This is a genomic window from Georgenia sp. Z2081, from assembly GCF_055326445.1.
Genome location: NZ_JBUZNK010000002.1, coordinates 104,696 through 120,353 on the forward strand (window position 1 = coordinate 104,696; position 15,658 = coordinate 120,353).

At 72.8% G+C, this 15,658-nt stretch carries 14 protein-coding genes; 7 read left to right on the forward strand and 7 right to left on the reverse strand.

Annotation, left to right across the window (positions count from 1 at the left end; all coding sequences use genetic code 11):
• Positions 1-88 precede the first annotated feature (88 nt).
• Both ACZLKG_RS04900 and ACZLKG_RS04905 read left to right on the forward strand, forming a co-directional pair.
• Complete coding sequence (locus ACZLKG_RS04900) at positions 89-1,075, forward strand: sensor histidine kinase (protein ID WP_425708468.1); 987 nt, start codon at positions 89-91, stop codon at positions 1,073-1,075.
• Positions 1,072-1,767, forward strand: coding sequence for a response regulator transcription factor (locus tag ACZLKG_RS04905; RefSeq protein ID WP_425708467.1), 696 nt, complete (start codon positions 1,072-1,074; stop codon positions 1,765-1,767). Before ACZLKG_RS04900 ends, ACZLKG_RS04905 begins: the two co-directional genes overlap by 4 nt.
• Before the next feature lie 14 nt (positions 1,768-1,781).
• Here the strand turns inward: ACZLKG_RS04905 and ACZLKG_RS04910 are convergent, their stop codons facing one another.
• Positions 1,782-2,636 (reverse strand): hypothetical protein, encoded by an 855-nt coding sequence (locus ACZLKG_RS04910; RefSeq protein WP_425708466.1) that lies wholly within the window; start codon positions 2,634-2,636, stop codon positions 1,782-1,784.
• 122 nt (positions 2,637-2,758) lie between these two features.
• A complete protein-coding gene (locus ACZLKG_RS04915) occupies positions 2,759-3,517 on the reverse strand; it encodes a hypothetical protein (protein ID WP_425708465.1) in 759 nt (252 codons plus the stop codon).
• Between the two features lie 422 nt (positions 3,518-3,939).
• Between ACZLKG_RS04915 and ileS the strand changes: the two genes are divergently transcribed.
• The gene (gene ileS, locus ACZLKG_RS04920) at positions 3,940-7,224 is read left to right on the forward strand and encodes an isoleucine--tRNA ligase (protein ID WP_425708464.1); all 3,285 of its coding nucleotides are present in this window, start codon (positions 3,940-3,942) and stop codon (positions 7,222-7,224) included.
• A gap of 88 nt (positions 7,225-7,312) precedes the next feature.
• On the opposite strand, the gene nadC is transcribed toward ileS, so the two are convergent.
• From nadC to nadA, 3 genes are read right to left on the reverse strand one after another with little or no spacing between them, the layout of a single operon-like run.
• Entirely contained in the window at positions 7,313-8,158 is an 846-nt protein-coding gene (gene nadC / locus ACZLKG_RS04925) for a carboxylating nicotinate-nucleotide diphosphorylase (RefSeq protein WP_463648126.1), read from the reverse strand.
• Positions 8,155-9,744, reverse strand: a complete 1,590-nt coding sequence (locus ACZLKG_RS04930; RefSeq protein WP_463648127.1) for an L-aspartate oxidase — start codon at positions 9,742-9,744, stop codon at positions 8,155-8,157. The genes nadC and ACZLKG_RS04930 overlap by 4 nt, the downstream gene beginning before the upstream one ends.
• Positions 9,741-10,718 carry a quinolinate synthase NadA gene (gene nadA / locus ACZLKG_RS04935; protein WP_463648128.1) on the reverse strand — a complete coding sequence of 326 codons (978 nt, stop codon included), beginning with the start codon at positions 10,716-10,718 and terminating at the stop codon, positions 9,741-9,743. The genes ACZLKG_RS04930 and nadA overlap by 4 nt, the downstream gene beginning before the upstream one ends.
• Before the next feature lie 218 nt (positions 10,719-10,936).
• Here nadA and ACZLKG_RS04940 point away from each other — a divergent pair, with 218 nt between their 5' ends.
• The gene (locus ACZLKG_RS04940; RefSeq protein ID WP_463648129.1) at positions 10,937-11,833 is read left to right on the forward strand and encodes a hypothetical protein; all 897 of its coding nucleotides are present in this window, start codon (positions 10,937-10,939) and stop codon (positions 11,831-11,833) included.
• Between the two features lie 78 nt (positions 11,834-11,911).
• On the opposite strand, the gene ACZLKG_RS04945 is transcribed toward ACZLKG_RS04940, so the two are convergent.
• Complete coding sequence (locus ACZLKG_RS04945) at positions 11,912-12,808, reverse strand: NUDIX hydrolase (protein ID WP_463648130.1); 897 nt, start codon at positions 12,806-12,808, stop codon at positions 11,912-11,914.
• Between the two features lie 120 nt (positions 12,809-12,928).
• Between ACZLKG_RS04945 and ACZLKG_RS04950 the strand changes: the two genes are divergently transcribed.
• Together ACZLKG_RS04950 and ACZLKG_RS04955 are read left to right on the forward strand one after the other, a co-directional pair.
• Complete coding sequence (locus ACZLKG_RS04950) at positions 12,929-14,197, forward strand: alpha-amylase family protein (protein WP_463648131.1); 1,269 nt, start codon at positions 12,929-12,931, stop codon at positions 14,195-14,197.
• A 145-nt stretch (positions 14,198-14,342) separates the two neighbouring features.
• Positions 14,343-14,870: a DUF2087 domain-containing protein gene (locus ACZLKG_RS04955; protein ID WP_463648132.1), complete on the forward strand. Its 528-nt coding sequence runs from the start codon at positions 14,343-14,345 to the stop codon at positions 14,868-14,870.
• Here ACZLKG_RS04955 and ACZLKG_RS04960 read toward each other — a convergent pair.
• On the reverse strand, positions 14,843-15,061 hold the full coding sequence (locus tag ACZLKG_RS04960) for a nuclear transport factor 2-like protein (RefSeq protein WP_425708456.1): 219 nt from the start codon (positions 15,059-15,061) through the stop codon (positions 14,843-14,845). The two genes, ACZLKG_RS04955 and ACZLKG_RS04960, sit on opposite strands and share 28 nt — an antisense overlap.
• A 49-nt stretch (positions 15,062-15,110) precedes the next feature.
• On the opposite strand from ACZLKG_RS04960, the gene ACZLKG_RS04965 reads away from it, so the two are divergent.
• Positions 15,111-15,632: a GNAT family N-acetyltransferase gene (locus ACZLKG_RS04965; RefSeq protein WP_463648133.1), complete on the forward strand. Its 522-nt coding sequence runs from the start codon at positions 15,111-15,113 to the stop codon at positions 15,630-15,632.
• The last annotated feature ends 26 nt before the right edge of the window (positions 15,633-15,658 follow it).

The following is a 15,658-nucleotide window of genomic DNA, read 5'->3' on the forward strand; positions in this document are numbered from 1 at the left end:
CGGTGCCGACCTGGGGTGGTGCTGGCACCACCGCCGAGCGGGCGGCGGCACTCGGGGCGGATCGGCCGTGCCTCGGTACGGTAGCGGGATGTCGTCCCTGAGCAGGCCCGAGCGCGGTGCGCGCCGCCTGTTCTGGCTCCAGGTGGCCGTCGGGCTGGTCGGCGGGGTCGTCCTGCTCGGTGCCGTCCTCGCCAGCTTGAGCGCCGGTTCGTGGTGGGCCTACGGGGCCGTGCTCGGGTTGGCCTGCCTCGGTGTGCTGGTCGGTGCGCTGCTCGCCCTCGAGCGGCGCAAGCCGTTCGCCGAGGACGTCGCGGACGTGCCGGAGTGGGCGCAGCGCGTCGCCGACCTGCGCACCTCGCGCCGGGAGATCGTCGCCGCCTTCGAGCTCGAGCGCCGCCGCATCGAACGTGACCTGCACGACGGCGCCCAGCAGCACCTCGTCACCGCCGGCATGAAGCTGGGGGAGGCCGCGATGCTCGTCGAGCAGCACACCGGCGCCACCTCGGATCCCGTCCACGCCCCCGACGACGACGCCGTCCCGCCCGGCCCTGACCGCCTCGCGAACGTGTCCCAGCTGCTGGCTGCCGCGCAGGACGACGCCGACCGGGCGCTCGCCGCCCTGCGCGAGACCGTCTCCGGCATCCACCCCACCGTGCTGTCCGACCGTGGTCTCGAGGCAGCCGTCCGCGAGCTCGGCGAGCGCGCCGTCGTGCCCGTGACCGTCCAGGTCCCGCACGCACTGCCCGCGCTCCCGGAGGGCGTGGCGGCGGTGGCCTACTTCGTCATCAGCGAGGCGCTGACCAACGTGGCGAAGTACGCGCCGGAGGCGTCGGTGACGGTGCTGCTCGTCGTCGACGACGCCCTGCACGTCTCGATCGTCGACGACGGTCCCGGCGGGGCCGAGATCGTGCCCGGTCGCGGGCTGGCCGGGATGGCCGAGCGGCTCGCCGCCGTCGGGAGCGGGCTCGAGGTCTCCAGCCCCTCCGGCGGGCCGACGATCGTCGCCGCCCACGTCCCCCTGCTGCTCGACCAGGGGGACGCCGCCGTCGTCGTCGAGCTGGGAGGTCGGCCGTGAGACTGGTGGTGGCGGACGACGCGGCGCTGCTGCGGGAGGGCCTGGTCGGGCTGCTCGAGCGGCAGGGGCACGAGGTGGTGGCGCAGGCGGCGTCGGCGCCCGAGCTCGAGGCCGTCGTCGAGAAGGTGGCGGGCGGCGGGGAGGCGATCGACGTCGTCGTCACCGACGTGCGGATGCCGCCCGGCGACGGCGAGGACGGCCTGCGCGCCGCAGCCCGGATCCGCGCCGCGCACCCGGAGATCGGGATCCTCGTGCTGTCCCAGTACGCGGCCCCGGCGTACGCGGCAGAGCTGTTCGCGCCGCTGTCGGACCCGGCGGCCGCGGCCTCGTCCCGGCCCGACGTCGGCGGGTTGGGCTATCTGCTCAAGGAGCGGGTGGCGCGGGTGGCGGACTTCATGCGTTCGCTCGGCATCGTGGCGGCCGGGGGAGTGGTGGCGGACCCCGACGTCGTCTCGCGTCTCGTGGCAGGCCGTCGCACCGCCGTCGACGCGCTGACCGTCCGAGAGCGGGAGGTGCTCGAGCTCATGGCCTCGGGGCTGAGCAACTCCCAGATCGCCGAGCGGCTGGTGCTGTCGAACGGGGCGGTGGCCAAGCACGTGGCCAACGTGTTCAGCGGGCTGGGGCTGGCGGCGAACGAGGAGAACCGCCGTGTGCGCGCGGTGCTCGCCTACCTCACCGCGGTCGGTTCCTGAGCCGGAACCACCCGTCAGGTGGTGGTGCCGCCCTCGTCGGGCTCCTCGGTCTCGCCGCGGTCGCCCCGGGACCCGCCGTCCGAGGCACCGTTGCCGACCGGCACCGCGTTGAGCACCTCACCGGTGGCGGCGTCGACGGTCACCCGCAACGCGGTCCCGTCGTCCTGGAGGATCCCTACCGCGAGGAGCGAGCGGGCCGACACGTCGTCCGTCGTGGCGACGATGAGGACGCTGCCCGGGCGTGCGGTCACCGCTGCCGCCGCTGTATCCGTCAGTCCTACCTCGTGGGCGGCCAGCTGGTCCTCGGCGCCGGTATCCAGCTCCTCGTTGCCGAATGTCTCGACCTCGAGCGGCTCCCAGGCGTGCGGGTCAGGGTCGAGCGGGGCCGGCCAGCTGACGATGCTCACCTCGTCGGCATCGGCCGTGTAGACCTGCCACACGTCCTGATCGAACCGGCCCTCGGTACCGTCGGTCGTGCCGTGGTCCTCCGTACCCGCGATCGTCGAGTGCTCGACCACCCAGGCGATCCGTTGCCCGGTCTCGCCGAGGGAGAGCTCCTCGAGAGTTGCGATGTCGGCGATGCTCAGCGTCGGGCTCTGGTCGTCTGCGTCGCGCAGCGCACGATCGACGGTGTCGAACGCACGGTCGGGCAGCCCGAGCCCGTCGTCGGTCGTCGGGAGGTCGACCGGCGGTGCGGGCATGGTGTCGCACTCCGGCCAGGCCGGGCAGGGGTCCGACGGCACCTCGGTGGGTCCGGCCGGTCCGGTGGGGGTGCCGGAGGGCGGGATCGGGTCGCCGGCGCAGGCGCCCAGCGTCAGTGCGATGCCGGCCACGGCGGCGAGGGACCAGGTGGTGCGGTGGGGGGACATGTCGCGACCGTAGCCGTGCCGCAGTGCGATCTGCCGGGGCGGACGAGGGGAGCACTGCCCCGGGAAGCCCTCCCCTTGTCGGACTCGAACGAATGCGGGCGGCCGGCCGACGTCGGTGCCTGTCATCCCACCGGGCTGACGTTCTCCCCGGTGACGGCGTCGTAGACGACTGAGAAGTCGTGGGCGCCGTAGAACAGGAAGTTCCACGCCGCGTCGCCCTCCCACACCTCCGTCAGGGACAGGCTGTGCAGGATGAACTCGCCGCCACCGAGGCTGGTCTCCTCGATCGCGAGGTCGATGGCGTCGTCGATGGTCAGCGTCGCGACGTCGAGGTGACCGAGGATCTCCGCGTCGGCCGGCGCCGAGGTCTCGTCGACGACTGCACCCGACGGGTCGAGCGTGATCGTCAGCAGCTGGTCACCGCTGACGGCCTCGACCACGGTGCCGTTGCCCTCCGGCTCCTCGGGGAACTCGGTGGTGTCGTTGTGGGAGACGGCGACGACCTCGGCATCCGGGTATGTGGCCTGGACGGTCGCGATCGCCCCGAACAGCTCAGCCGAGCCGGGGACGTCGGTCGGGTGCGCGCTCCCGGCGTCCTCGCCGTCGTCCTCCTCGTCGTCGGATGGGGCCTCCTCGGCGGGCGGCTCGTCGGACGGGGTCTCCTCCGCGGGCGGTTCCTCGGTGGTCGGATCCTCTGACGGCGCCTCCTCCGTCGGGGCCTCCTCGGACGGCTCTTCGGTCGGCTCGGGCGCCGGTTCCGACGTGGCCGGCGGTTCGGGCTCGGTGGCATCGGTGTCGTCGTCGGACGAGCACGCGGCGAGGCTCAGCGCGAGAGCCACGGCCGATACGGGTACGACCTGTCTGCTCAGTGAGTGACTCATACCACCACCGTGGCCCTCGTGTGGCCGGTCTGCACCGCACGCGCATGGGTAGGTCGATCCTCGGCGGAGATACGTGCAGGTCGGGAGCTGCCCGATCGCACCTCGGGAGCCGCACACTCGACACCTGGAAACCGCACGCTCGATGAATCTGCGGGGCCGCTACACTCGTCGCACAGGCATCGACCCGGCCCCGTCCGTGGGGGCATCACCGGCGAGCCTCCGGAAGAACAGGCGTTCCCCGTCAGCGGGGGCCCCAGTAGACCCGGACGGGGCAGGCCCGTGACAGCCGGAGCAGAGCGGCCGCACCCGCGCAAGAGCGGGGGAGCGGCAAGCGGGGTGGTACCGCGGCACCGGCCGCGCGGAGACGCGCGGAAGGAGCGTCGTCCTCGCACGGCAGGCAACCCGTGACGAGAAGGACCGCGATGAGCACCCAGGGCCACTACCCCCTCCACCGCGACGGCGACGTCGACCCCTCGCCGCGCCTGCCCCGCATCGAGGAGGACGTCCTCGCGCACTGGCGTGCCGACGACACGTTCCAGGCCTCGATCGACAACCGCGAGCCGGGCGAGAACGGGGACAACGAGTTCGTCTTCTACGACGGCCCGCCGTTCGCCAACGGACTGCCCCACTACGGGCACCTGCTGACGAGCTACGTCAAGGATCTCGTGGCCCGCTTCCAGACCCAGCGCGGCCGCCGCGTCGAGCGCCGCTTCGGCTGGGACACGCACGGCCTGCCCGCCGAGCTCGAGGCCGAGCGGATCCTCGGCATCACCGACAAGTCCCAGATCGACGAGATGGGCATCGAGGCCTTCAACAAGGCCTGCCATGACTCCGTGCTGCGCTACACCGGCGAGTGGCAGGACTACGTCACCCGCATGGCCCGCTGGGTCGACTTCGAGCACGACTACAAGACCCTCGACGTCACCTACATGGAGTCGGTGATCTGGGCGTTCAAGCAGCTCTACGACAAGGGCCTGGCCTACGAGGGCTACCGCGTCCTGCCGTACTGCTGGAACGACCAGACGCCGCTGTCCAACCACGAGCTCCGCATGGACGACGACGTCTACTCCGACCGCCAGGACGAGACCGCCACCGTCGGCGTGCGGCTCGAGACCGGCGAGCTCGCCCTGATCTGGACCACCACCCCGTGGACGCTGCCCTCGAACCTGGCCATCGCCGTCGGGCCGGACATCGACTACGTGGTGGTGCGCTCGGCCGACGGCCCCGCCGCCGGCGAGCGCGTCATCCTCGCCGAGGCCCTCCTCGGCGCCTACGCCAAGGAGCTCGGCGAGGAGCCCGAGATCGTCGAGCGGCTCACGGGACGCGACCTCGCCGGGCGCAGCTACGCCCCGATCTTCGACTACTTCACCGGCCGCGACGACGACGCCGCCCCCGGTCCGCACGCGTGGCAGATCATCCTCGGCGACTTCGTCACCACCGAGGACGGCACCGGCCTCGTCCACCTCGCCCCCGCCTTCGGTGAGGACGACATGGCGGTGTGCGACGCCGTCGGGATCCGACCCGTGGTGCCCGTCGACGCCGGTGGCCGCTTCACCGCCGAGGTGAGCGACTACGCGGGGCAGCAGGTCTTCGACGCCAACAAGTCGATCCTCACCGACCTGCGCGACGGCAGCGGACCGCTCGCCCGCCGGCCCGAGGCCGAGCGCGCGCTGCTCGTGCGCCGCGCGTCCTACGTGCACTCCTACCCGCACTGCTGGCGGTGCCGCACCCCGCTCATCTACAAGGCCGTGACCAGCTGGTTCGTCCGCGTCACCCAGTTCCGGGACCGCATGGTCGAGCTCAACCAGGACATCACCTGGGTGCCGGAGCACATCAAGGACGGCATCTTCGGCAACTGGCTCGCCGGTGCCCGCGACTGGTCGATCTCCCGCAACCGCTACTGGGGCACCCCCATCCCCGTGTGGGTGAGCGACGACCCCGCGTACCCGCGCACGGATGTCTACGGGTCCCTCGCCGAGCTCGAGGCCGACTTCGGCCGCCTGCCGACGGACCGGGACGGGAACCCCGACCTGCACCGCCCGTTCATCGACGAGCTCACCCGCCCCAACCCGGACGACCCGTCGGGCAGGGCGACGATGCGCCGCATCCCCGACATCCTCGACGTCTGGTTCGACTCCGGGTCGATGCCGTTCGCGCAGGTGCACTACCCGTTCGAGAATGCCGACTGGTTCGAGCACCACTACCCGGGCGACTTCATCGTGGAGTACATCGGGCAGACGCGCGGCTGGTTCTACACGCTGCACGTCCTCGCGACCGCGATCTTCGACCGGCCGTCGTTCCGCACCTCGGTGAGCCACGGCATCGTGCTCGGCTCCGACGGCCGCAAGATGAGCAAGTCCCTGCGCAACTACCCCGACGTCTCCGAGGTCCTCGACCGCGACGGCGCCGACGCGATGCGCTGGTTCCTCATGGCCTCCCCGATCCTGCGCGGCGGCAACCTCGTGGTGACCGAGGAGGGCATCCGCGAGGTCGTCCGGCAGGTGCACCTCCCGCTGTGGAACGCCTGGTACTTCTACGCGCTCTATGCCGGGACGCTCGACGGCGGGGCGGGCTACGTGTCGGACGGCGTGGACCTGGGCGACCGGGAGGCGTTCGAGGCGCTCGACGTCATGGACCGCTACCTGCTGGCCCGCACGGGGACGCTCGCCGACGAGGTGGGCGCCGCGCTCGAGGCCTACGACGTGCCGCGGGCGACCCAGCTCGTCCGTGAGCACCTCGACCTGCTGACCAACTGGTACGTGCGGACCTCACGCGACCGGTTCTGGGCCGAGGAGCGCGGGGCGTTCGACACGCTGCGTACGGCCCTGGAGGTGCTCACCCGCGTGATGGCTCCGCTCGCGCCGATGGTCACCGAGGAGGTCTGGCGGGGGCTCACCGGCGGGCGCTCCGTGCACCTCACGGACTGGCCCTCCCTGGGTGAGTCGGTCGTGGCGCCTGAGATCGTCGCGGCGATGGACCAGGTCCGCGAGGCCGTCTCCGCCGCGCACGCGCTGCGCAAGGCGGCGTCCCTGCGGGTGCGCCAGCCGCTGCGCACCCTCACCGTGGCCGTCGACGACCCGGCGGCCCTCGAGCCGTACGCGTCGCTGATCGCCCGCGAGGTCAATGTGCGGGCAGTCGAGCTCGTCCGCCCCGAGGACGCCGCCCTCGAGGTCCGCACCGACCTCGCCGTGCTGCCGCGCGAGCTGCCGAAGGAGCTGCGCCGGCTGACGTCCCAGCTGTTCGCCGCCGCGAAGGCAGGGGAGTGGCAGGAGATCGACGACGGCGGAGCGACGTTCCCGGGCGTCCTCGTCCCCGAGGGCCTCGAGGGAGCCGGCGCACCGGTGACGCTGGGCGCCGAGCAGGTCGAGCGCACCACGACCGTCGACCGGGCCGAGGGGGCCTCCGAGGACGTGACGGCGGGCGTGCTCCCGGCCGGCGGCTTCGTCGCGCTGGACACCTCCATCGACGACGAGCTCGAGGCCGAGGGGTACGCCCGCGACGTCGTGCGCGCCGTGCAGGACGAGCGCAAGAACGCCGGCCTGCATGTGTCCGACCGGATCGCGCTGGAGCTCGCCGTGCCTGCGGGGCGGGTCGCGGTGGTCGAAGCGCATCGGCAGCTCGTCATGGACGAGACGCTGTCCATCGGGCTGACGGTGTCCGCCGGGGAGGGCGACGCGATCGTGCCGCAGGTGCGCAAGGTCGGGTGACGCCGGCAGTCGGCGCCGGGGGGTGGTGCGGGCGCCGGAGGCTGGCTGAGCTGCGGGGGCTCACGGTTCCGCCGCCTCCCGGCGCGGGTCACACCTTGAGGTCCAGGCCGATGTCGAGGACCGGCGCGGAGTGCGTCAGCCAACCGGCCGACACCAGGTCCACGCCGCTGGCGGCCACGGCGGGCGCTGTCTCGGCGGTCAACCGCCCCGACGCCTCAGTGACCATTCGGCCGTCGACCAGCGCGACCGCCTCCGCCAGCTGGGCGGGCGTCATGTTGTCCAGCAGGACGGCGTCGACCGGGGTGGTCAGCAGCTCGCGCAGCTGATCGAGCGTGTCGACCTCCACCTCGATCGGCACGAGGTGGCCGGCCGCCTCGCGCACCCGGGCCACGGCTGCGCCGACGCCGCCGGCCAGCGCGACGTGGTTGTCCTTGATGAGTACCGCGTCGTCCAGGCCGAAGCGGTGGTTGACGCCCCCGCCCGCGACCACGGCGTGCTTCTCCACCGTCCGCAGACCCGGCGTGGTCTTGCGGGTACAGCACACCCGCGTGCCGGTCCCGTCGATCGCTCGTGCGATCTGGGCGGTCGCGGTGGCCACCCCGGACAGGTGACCCAGGAAGTTCAGTGCCACCCGTTCCGCCGTCAGTAGCGCGCGGGCGGGACCGCTGACCGTGGCGACGCGGTCGCCGGGAGCGACGGCGGTCCCGTCGGGCCTCTCGACGTCGACCGTCACCCGCGCGTCGAGCAGGCCGAAGGCGAGGACGACGAGGTCCGTGCCTGCGACGACGCCCGGGTCCCGCGCGACGAGCTCCGCGGTGGCGACCCGGTCGGCGGGGACGACCCAGTCGGTGGTGACGTCGCCGGCGCGGCCGAGGTCCTCGCGCAGGGCGTCGCGGACGAGCGGTTCGATCAGGACGGTCGGCAGGTGCCTCATGCGGAGCTCCGTTCCAGGGCGTGGTGGTAGGCGTCGGCCAGGGTGAGGTCCTGGTGGGCCGCCGGTGCGGGGGAGGGGTGGTCGGTGCGGTGGTGCGCGCCGCGGCTCTCCTCGCGCCGAAGCGCACCGGTGACGAGCAGGAGGGCGACGAGCGTGTCGTCGTCATCGGGATCGGTGAGATGGGCCGCGCGGAGCCGGTCCTGGGCGGCAGTCAGGGTGGGGCCATAGCGCACGACGCCGACGGCGGACGACACGAGGTCGCGCACCCTGGCGAGATCGAGCGCCTCGGGATGTTGCTGCGCCGGCCCGCGATGCCCGAGGTGGGGCGTGGTGTGGGCGAGCGTGGGAGGGGCGCCCCCCGCGACGTCCTCGGCCACCCAGCGGGAGCACACCGCCGCCTCGAGGAGCGAGTTCGACGCGAGCCGGTTGGCGCCGTGCAGACCGGTGCTCGCGACCTCCCCGACGGCCCACAGACCCGGCACCGTGCTGCGGCCGTGGCCGTCGACCGCGACGCCGCCCATCTGGTAGTGCGCGGCCGGCCGTACGGGGAGCAGATCGCGGGCGGGGTCGATCCCCGCCGCCCGGCACGCGGCGGTGACGGTGGGGAAGTGGTCGGCGACGTCCTGGAGGTCGCGGGCGTCGAGGAAGGTGCGTCCGCCGTCGGCGAGGTGCGTCCACACCCGACTGGCGACGACGTCGCGCGACGCGAGCGGGTCACCCGGCAGGTCGCGGCCGGAGGCGTCCACCAGGCGCGCGCCGGCGCCACGGAGCGCCTCGCTGACCAGCGGCATGGGCCGCAGGCCGACGTCGAGGGCGGTGGGGTGGAACTGCACCATCTCCAGGTCTCGCAGCACCGCACCGGCACGCGCCGCGAGTGCGAGGCCCTGGCCGCGCGAGGACGAGGGGTTGGTCGAGTGCACGAACAGGCCGCCGATCCCGCCGGTGGCCAGCACGACCCGGTCGGTCGGCAGGACCGCCGGCTGCTCGCCCTGCAGGGCGACCTCGACGCCGCGGACCGCCCCGTCGTCGACGACGACCCGGACCGCCCGCGCGTGCTCGAGCACCATGACCGACGGCGTGCGCCGCACGGCGGCCGTCGCGGCCCGCAGCAGCTCGCGCCCGGTGGCGTCGCCGCCCGCGTGCGCGATGCGATGCCGGCTGTGCGCGCCCTCCAGGCCGAGGAGCAATGCGCCGTCGTCGTCCTGGTCGAGCTCGGCGCCGAGGTCCACGAGGTAGGCGAGGGCCTCGGCGGCCCCGCCCGTCACTCGCTCGATCGCCTTCCGCTCGCCGAGGCCCGCGCCGGCGGCCAGCGTGTCGAGGGCGTGCAGTGCCGCCGAGTCACCGGGTGCCACGGCCGCGGCGATCCCGCCCTGGGCGAGACCGGTCGAGCTGCCCGCGCCGAGCGGTCCGGCGCTGAGGACGAGGCACGGGGCGGGGGCCAGTCGGAGCGCCGTGAGCAGGCCGGCGAGCCCCGCGCCGACGATCACGGGGGAGGTGCTCGTCGTCGGGCAGGTCGTGGCGGGCCGGTCCCGCGGACCGGGGAGGTCGATCCCGCCGGGCCGGTCCATCGCGGAGTGCCCGTTCACCGGACCGCGAGCATGCGCTCGACCGCGGCGCGGGCGCGCTCTGCGACGTCGGGGTCGATCGTCACCTCGTGTCGCATCTCCTCCAGCGCGACCCGGATGTTGCCGAGGTTGTTGCGCTTCATGTGCGGGCACAGGTTGCACGGGCGGACGAACTCCACGCCGGGGGAGGCGGCGGCGATGTTGTCGCTCATCGAGCACTCGGTGATGAGCGCGACCTGGCGGGGCCGGCGGTCCTGGACGTAGCCGATCATCTGGGCGGTGGAGCCGGACATGTCGGAGACGTCGACGACGCCGGGCGGGCACTCCGGGTGGCTGACCACGACGACGCCGGGGTGGTCGCGGCGGACCTGGGCGATGTCGCCGGGCGTGAACCGCTCGTGCACCTCGCAGCGGCCGGCCCACGTGATGACCTCGACGCCGGTCTGCCGGCCGATGTTCTGGGCGAGGTACTCGTCGGGGATCATGATCACCCGGTCCACGCCGAGGGACTCGATGACCTTCACTGCGTTGCCGGACGTGCAGCAGATGTCGGACTCGGCCTTCACGGCGGCCGAGGTGTTGACGTAGGTGACGACCGGGACGCCCGGGTGCTGGGCGCGCAGGCCGCGCACGTCGGCGGCGGTGATGGACTCGGCCAGCGAGCAGCCGGCGCGCAGGTCGGGCACGAGCACGGTCCGGGACGGGTTGAGCAGCTTCGCCGTCTCGGCCATGAAATGGACGCCTGCCAGGACGATCACGTCGGCGTCGACGTCCTGGGCCTCGCGCGCCAGGGCGAGGGAGTCCCCGACGATGTCGGACACCCCGTGGAAGATCTCCGGGGTCTGGTAGTTGTGCGCGAGGATCACCGCGTTGCGCTCGGCCTTGAGCCGCCAGATCGCCGCGACGTCGTCCTCCATCGTCGCCCACTCCACGCGCGGCACGGACCCGCGGACCCGCTCGTAGAGGGCGTCGGTGCTGATGCTGACCGTCGTCATAGTGCCTTCCCTGCCTGGTCGCCGGCGACCGCTCGTGATGCTCAGAGTGAGCATTAATGATGCTCGCGGTGAGCATAACCAGGGAGGTGGGGCGGTGCAAGGGCGTCGGCGTCGTGTCGTGCCGCGGTGTTCTCTGTGGCTCGGCGGGGTCGGACGGGCCGACCGCCGCGCGGCCGGCCACCAGCCGGGGCGGCTCGGCAGATGGCTACGCTCGCGGCGTGGAACTGACGGGCGATGTCGGGCGTGGGGCGTGGCTGCTCGAGCGCGTCGGCGCCTGGGGCAGCCTCGGGGGCTCCGCGGGAACGGGCTTCGAGACGTACGCGCGGATCCTGCACCCCGTCGACGCGCACCGTGTGGTTCCGCCGGACGCCGACGAGCGGGGCGAGCGCGCGGCGATCGACGCTGCCCGGTGGACGTGGGCGGAGGTCGCCGCCCGCAACGGCCGGGTGATGCACCCGCTCGTGCAGTGGTGCCGCATCACGGACGACGAGACGGCGCTGTCCTTCGCCGACGGCTGGCAGGTCTCGCCGAGTGTCGAGGGGATGCTCGAGCCCGACCTGCTCGCCGCCCTGACGGAGCATCTCCGGCTCTCCACCGCCGCTGCCGACGACGTGACCGCCGGCGTCTGGAACGGGTGGGGCCAGCTCCGCGGCACCGGCGCCGTCGACGTGTTCGTCGAGGCCGACGCCGACCCGGTCGAGAGGGCGACCGAGCGTGCTCGAGCTGAGGCGGAGCGGAGGGATTCCGTCTGCGCTGACGTCCGTCGCGCGGCGGTGTCGGGGCCGTTCCTCGAATGGCCGGGCCGGGACTTCCTGCTGTTCAGCACGAGTCTGACCGAGCTCGCCGACCTGAGGCGGGTGAGTGCCGGCGAGCGTGATCCGGGCTGGGGGATCGGAGGAGTGCTGCCCCAGCTGCTGTGGCCTGCGGACCGGTCGTGGGTGGTGGCGAGCGAGATCGACTGGGACTCGACGATCGTCGCCGGCTCCCGCACACTCGTCGAGGCGGTCCTCGCCGACTCGCGGTTCGAGGCGTACGAGGTGGACGAGGACTCGGACCTCACCTGGGACGGCGACACTCTCAATGCGGAGAGCACCGTTCGTCGGCCCGACGCGTAGGCGCGAACCTCCTGGGGAGACGAAGCGCCGGGGTCCGCGGCAGGCCGGCACGAGGCCGGACCGTGCCGGTCGCAGCCGTCAGCGCGAGCGGACGATCGGCAGCTTCGTCCCCGCGGCCTCGCGCTCGTCGAGGACCTCGCGGCGGAACCGGAACAGCTTGGCCGGCCGGCCGCCGGTCGACTGGTCCACCTTCCCGGTCTCCTCGACCAGCTCCTGGTGCTCGACCAGGCGACGGAAGTTCTGCTTGTGCAGGTGGTGCCCGGCCACGGCCTCGACGGTGGCCTGGAGGCGGCCGAGCGTGAACGACTCCGGGACGAGCTCGAAGATCACCGGCCGGTACTGGATCTTGGCGCGCAGCCGCCCGATCCCGGTGGCGAGGATGCGCCGGTGGTCGCGGTCCATCGGCCGCCCGGTGACCGCGGGATCGGCGCTCGCACCGGCCTCGGGGACGAGCCCCGCCTCGTAGAGCAGCTCGTAGCGCTGCAGCGCCATGCCCGGCAGCCACGGCTGGCCCTCCAGGCCGAAGGTGACGGCGCACCGCAGGCGCCGTCGCTCGGTCAGGTCCCGGTCCGGCGGCTCGTCCGCCCACCGGCTCAGGTCCGGCGCGAGTCGGGCCTCGACCAGGTCGGCGCCCGAGCGGCGGTCCTCCCAGGGGAAGTACTCCAGCCAGCTCACCCACGAGTCCGTGGGCGAGCCGACGGTGGTGAGCCCGAGGTAGGAGATCTCCAGAGCCGGGTGGGGCGCGCGCCGCCGGTCGGCGAACGTGTAGAGCTGCTCGACGTACCCGAGGTCGTGACCGGTCTGCCGGGTCACCCATGAGCGCATCCCGGCCTGCATCGACCGGTGCTCGGTCTGCAGCGGTCCCGACGGCAGACGCCGCCCGTCCTCGGTGGTCAGGGCCAGGGGTTCGCCGTCGTGCACCGCCGTGATGACGGCGACCAGCTCGGCCTCGACCTGCTCGGCCACGTCGGCCATGGACCCTCCTGTCGTCGCACCGGAACCATCATGCCGCCTGGTGCGCCGTCGTCGGGCCGACCGACCGCGCAACTGTGCTACCTGGTCGCATGTTCGCCGGATTGACGGAAGAGTGGCCCCATGAGCGACTGGAGCGAGCAAGCGATCTGGTGGCACGTCTACCCGCTCGGGTTCACCGGCGCCCCGGTGCGGCCGACCGAGGAGGAGCGCGCCGCCGTCGAGGCCGAGCCGGTCCACCGCCTGCGGCACCTCACCGAGTGGCTCGACCACGTCGTCGAGCTCGGGGCCAACGGCCTGCTGCTCGGCCCGATCTTCGAGTCCGAGACGCACGGCTACGACACGACCGACTTCTTCCGCATCGACCCCCGCCTCGGCGACGACGACGACCTCGACCACCTGGTGGCCGAGTGCCGCTCGCGCGGGATCCGGGTCCTCCTCGACGGCGTCTTCAACCACGTCGGCGCTACCCACCCGCTGTACACGACGGCGCTCGAGGCGGACGAGGGCTCGGCCGAGGCGGAGATGTTCCGCATCGACTTCTCCGGGGACGAGCCGGTGGCCGAGAACTTCGAGGGGCACGGCTCGCTCGTCGCGCTCAACCACGGCAGCTCGGCGGTGGAGGACCTGCTCGTCGAGGTGATGACCCACTGGCTCGCCCGCGGGGTCGACGGCTGGCGACTCGACGCCGCCTACTCGGTGCCCACGGAGCTGTGGGCACGCGTGCTGCCGCGCGTGCGCGAGGAGTTCCCGGACACCTGGTTCCTCGGGGAGGTCATCCACGGCGACTACGCGGGCTTCGTCGTCGACGGCACGATCGACTCCGTCACCCAGTACGAGCTGTGGAAGGCGACCTGGAGCTCGCTGAAGGAGGGCAACTTCTTCGAGCTCGACTGGACGCTGCAGCGGCACGACGAGTTCCTCGAGGCCTTCGTGCCCCAGACGTTCGTCGGTAACCACGACACCACGCGCATCGCCAGCCAGGTCGGGGCCGACAAGGCGGCGCTCGCCGCGGTCGTCCTGCTGACGGTCGGCGGCATCCCGTCGGTCTACGGCGGCGACGAGTACGGCTGGGAGGGCGTCAAGGAGGAGCGGCTCGGTGGCGACGACGCGGTCCGCCCGATCTTCCCGCCGGACCCGCCGGAGCCGGACGGGCTCGACCCGCAGCAGCAGACGATGCTCCGCGTCCACCAGGACCTCATCGCGCTGCGCCGGCGTCACCCGTGGCTGACCACCGCCCGCACCGAGACCGTCGAGCTCACCAACACCCGGTACGCCTACGACGCCGTCGGGGCCGACGACGAGCGGCTGCGCGTCACGCTCGACATCGAGGACGTGCCGTGGGCGGAGATCCGCGACGGCGACCAGGCGCTGCTCGTCATCGGTCGCTGAGCCCGCCCGCGGACCGCGAAGGCCCGAGCGGAATGTGCGGGCTCGCCGTGAAAGGTCCACCTAGCCTGGTGGCATGCGCGCATCGCCTCAGCACGCGGACTGGCGGCCACTCATCGCGGCACTTGCGAATCCGCACTGCCGACTCGTGTTCTCACAGATCGTGGTCGGCGAGTCGGCGGAGGTGATCGGTTCCGACCTCGGTCCGACACGGCGGCGGCGCACGATCGATGCCCTCCTGCGATCCGGTCTCGTTCGTGAGGAGGCCGGCACTCTCGTGGCCTGCGGTGACGTGTTCGCCGATGCGCTAGCAGCCGGTGCTCCCGACCGACCGCAAGGCCCCGAGAGATTCCTCGACGGCGAAGGTCGCATCGATCGCTACCCCACCGATCTCGACGAGCGTCGCGCACTGCTCCACCTCCTCGCGAGAAGGACGATCGGCGAGGGCGAGGTGCTCCCGGAGCGGGAGCTGAGCGAGCGTCTGACAGCGTTCGCAGACGATACGGCGCGACTGCGACGCGAGATGATCGACCACGAGGTGATGGAGAGGACCCCGTCAGGGTCTGAGTACGCACGAGTCCTCGACAACGAGAGCGCGGACGTCGTCGCGGGTCCATCCAGATGTGACACGAACGGCGGCGGGGGCGATCAGGGCTCGGCCGACCCCTCGCGGTAGATCTTCGCCCCCGAGATGCGACCGTCGGCAATGTCGAGGACGGCCACGAGCGCGGCCGTCCTTTCCTGGTCGTCATGCGTCCACCGCTCGGTCATCTCCATGGCGATCGCCCGCCCACCGTCGATCACCCGATGCAGGGTCAGTCGGGGCCGGAGCGAGCTCATCGCGCCGCGGAAGAACTCCTGCAGCACGCGACGGGAATCCGGACAAGGGGTGGGGCGCGCGTGGCAGCATCGGTGCGTGTGCACCTCCGGAGGACCCCAGAGCCCAGCAGCGGTGACGCCCGACGGCGTGCTCGAGGCCGGCGGGGTGACCTACCGGGTCGACCGGGCGAGGGCGGAGGACGTCCCGGCGATCGTCGACCTGCTCCGGGACGACGTGCTCGGCGCCCAGCGCGAGGACCACGACCTCGCCGCCTACGAGCGCGCGTTCGAGGCGATTGATCGCGACCCGAGCCACTACCTCGCGTGCGCGCGTGACTCTCAGGGGCGGGTCGTCGGCGTCATGCAGCTCACGCTCCTGCCGAGCCTCTCGCGCGGCGGCGCGCTCCGCCTCCAGATCGAGGCCGTGCGGGTGGCGGCCACGACCCGCGGCTCCGGCCTCGGCGGGGCGATGTTCGACTGGGCCCACGCCTACGGCCGCAGCCGGGGCGCCCGCTTCGTCCAGCTGACGAGCGACAGGTCGCGCGCGGATGCGCACCGGTTCTACGAGCGGCTCGGCTACCGGGCCACCCACGAGGGCTACAAGCTGCCGCTGGACTGACAGCGACCGCCCGGACCCGACCGCCC

Excerpts from the sequence above, each read along its gene's own strand:
- ACZLKG_RS04900 (WP_425708468.1), top strand. The coding sequence starts at position 89 with ATGTCGTCCCTGAGCAGGCCCGAGCGCGGTGCGCGCCGCCTGTTCTGG.
- ACZLKG_RS04910 (WP_425708466.1), bottom strand. The coding sequence starts at position 2,636 with ATGTCCCCCCACCGCACCACCTGGTCCCTCGCCGCCGTGGCCGGCATC.
- ACZLKG_RS04915 (WP_425708465.1), bottom strand. The coding sequence starts at position 3,517 with ATGAGTCACTCACTGAGCAGACAGGTCGTACCCGTATCGGCCGTGGCT.
- ileS (WP_425708464.1), top strand. The coding sequence starts at position 3,940 with ATGAGCACCCAGGGCCACTACCCCCTCCACCGCGACGGCGACGTCGAC.
- nadC (WP_463648126.1), bottom strand. The coding sequence starts at position 8,158 with ATGAGGCACCTGCCGACCGTCCTGATCGAACCGCTCGTCCGCGACGCC.
- nadA (WP_463648128.1), bottom strand. The coding sequence starts at position 10,718 with ATGACGACGGTCAGCATCAGCACCGACGCCCTCTACGAGCGGGTCCGC.
- ACZLKG_RS04945 (WP_463648130.1), bottom strand. The coding sequence starts at position 12,808 with ATGGCCGACGTGGCCGAGCAGGTCGAGGCCGAGCTGGTCGCCGTCATC.
- ACZLKG_RS04950 (WP_463648131.1), top strand. The coding sequence starts at position 12,929 with ATGAGCGACTGGAGCGAGCAAGCGATCTGGTGGCACGTCTACCCGCTC.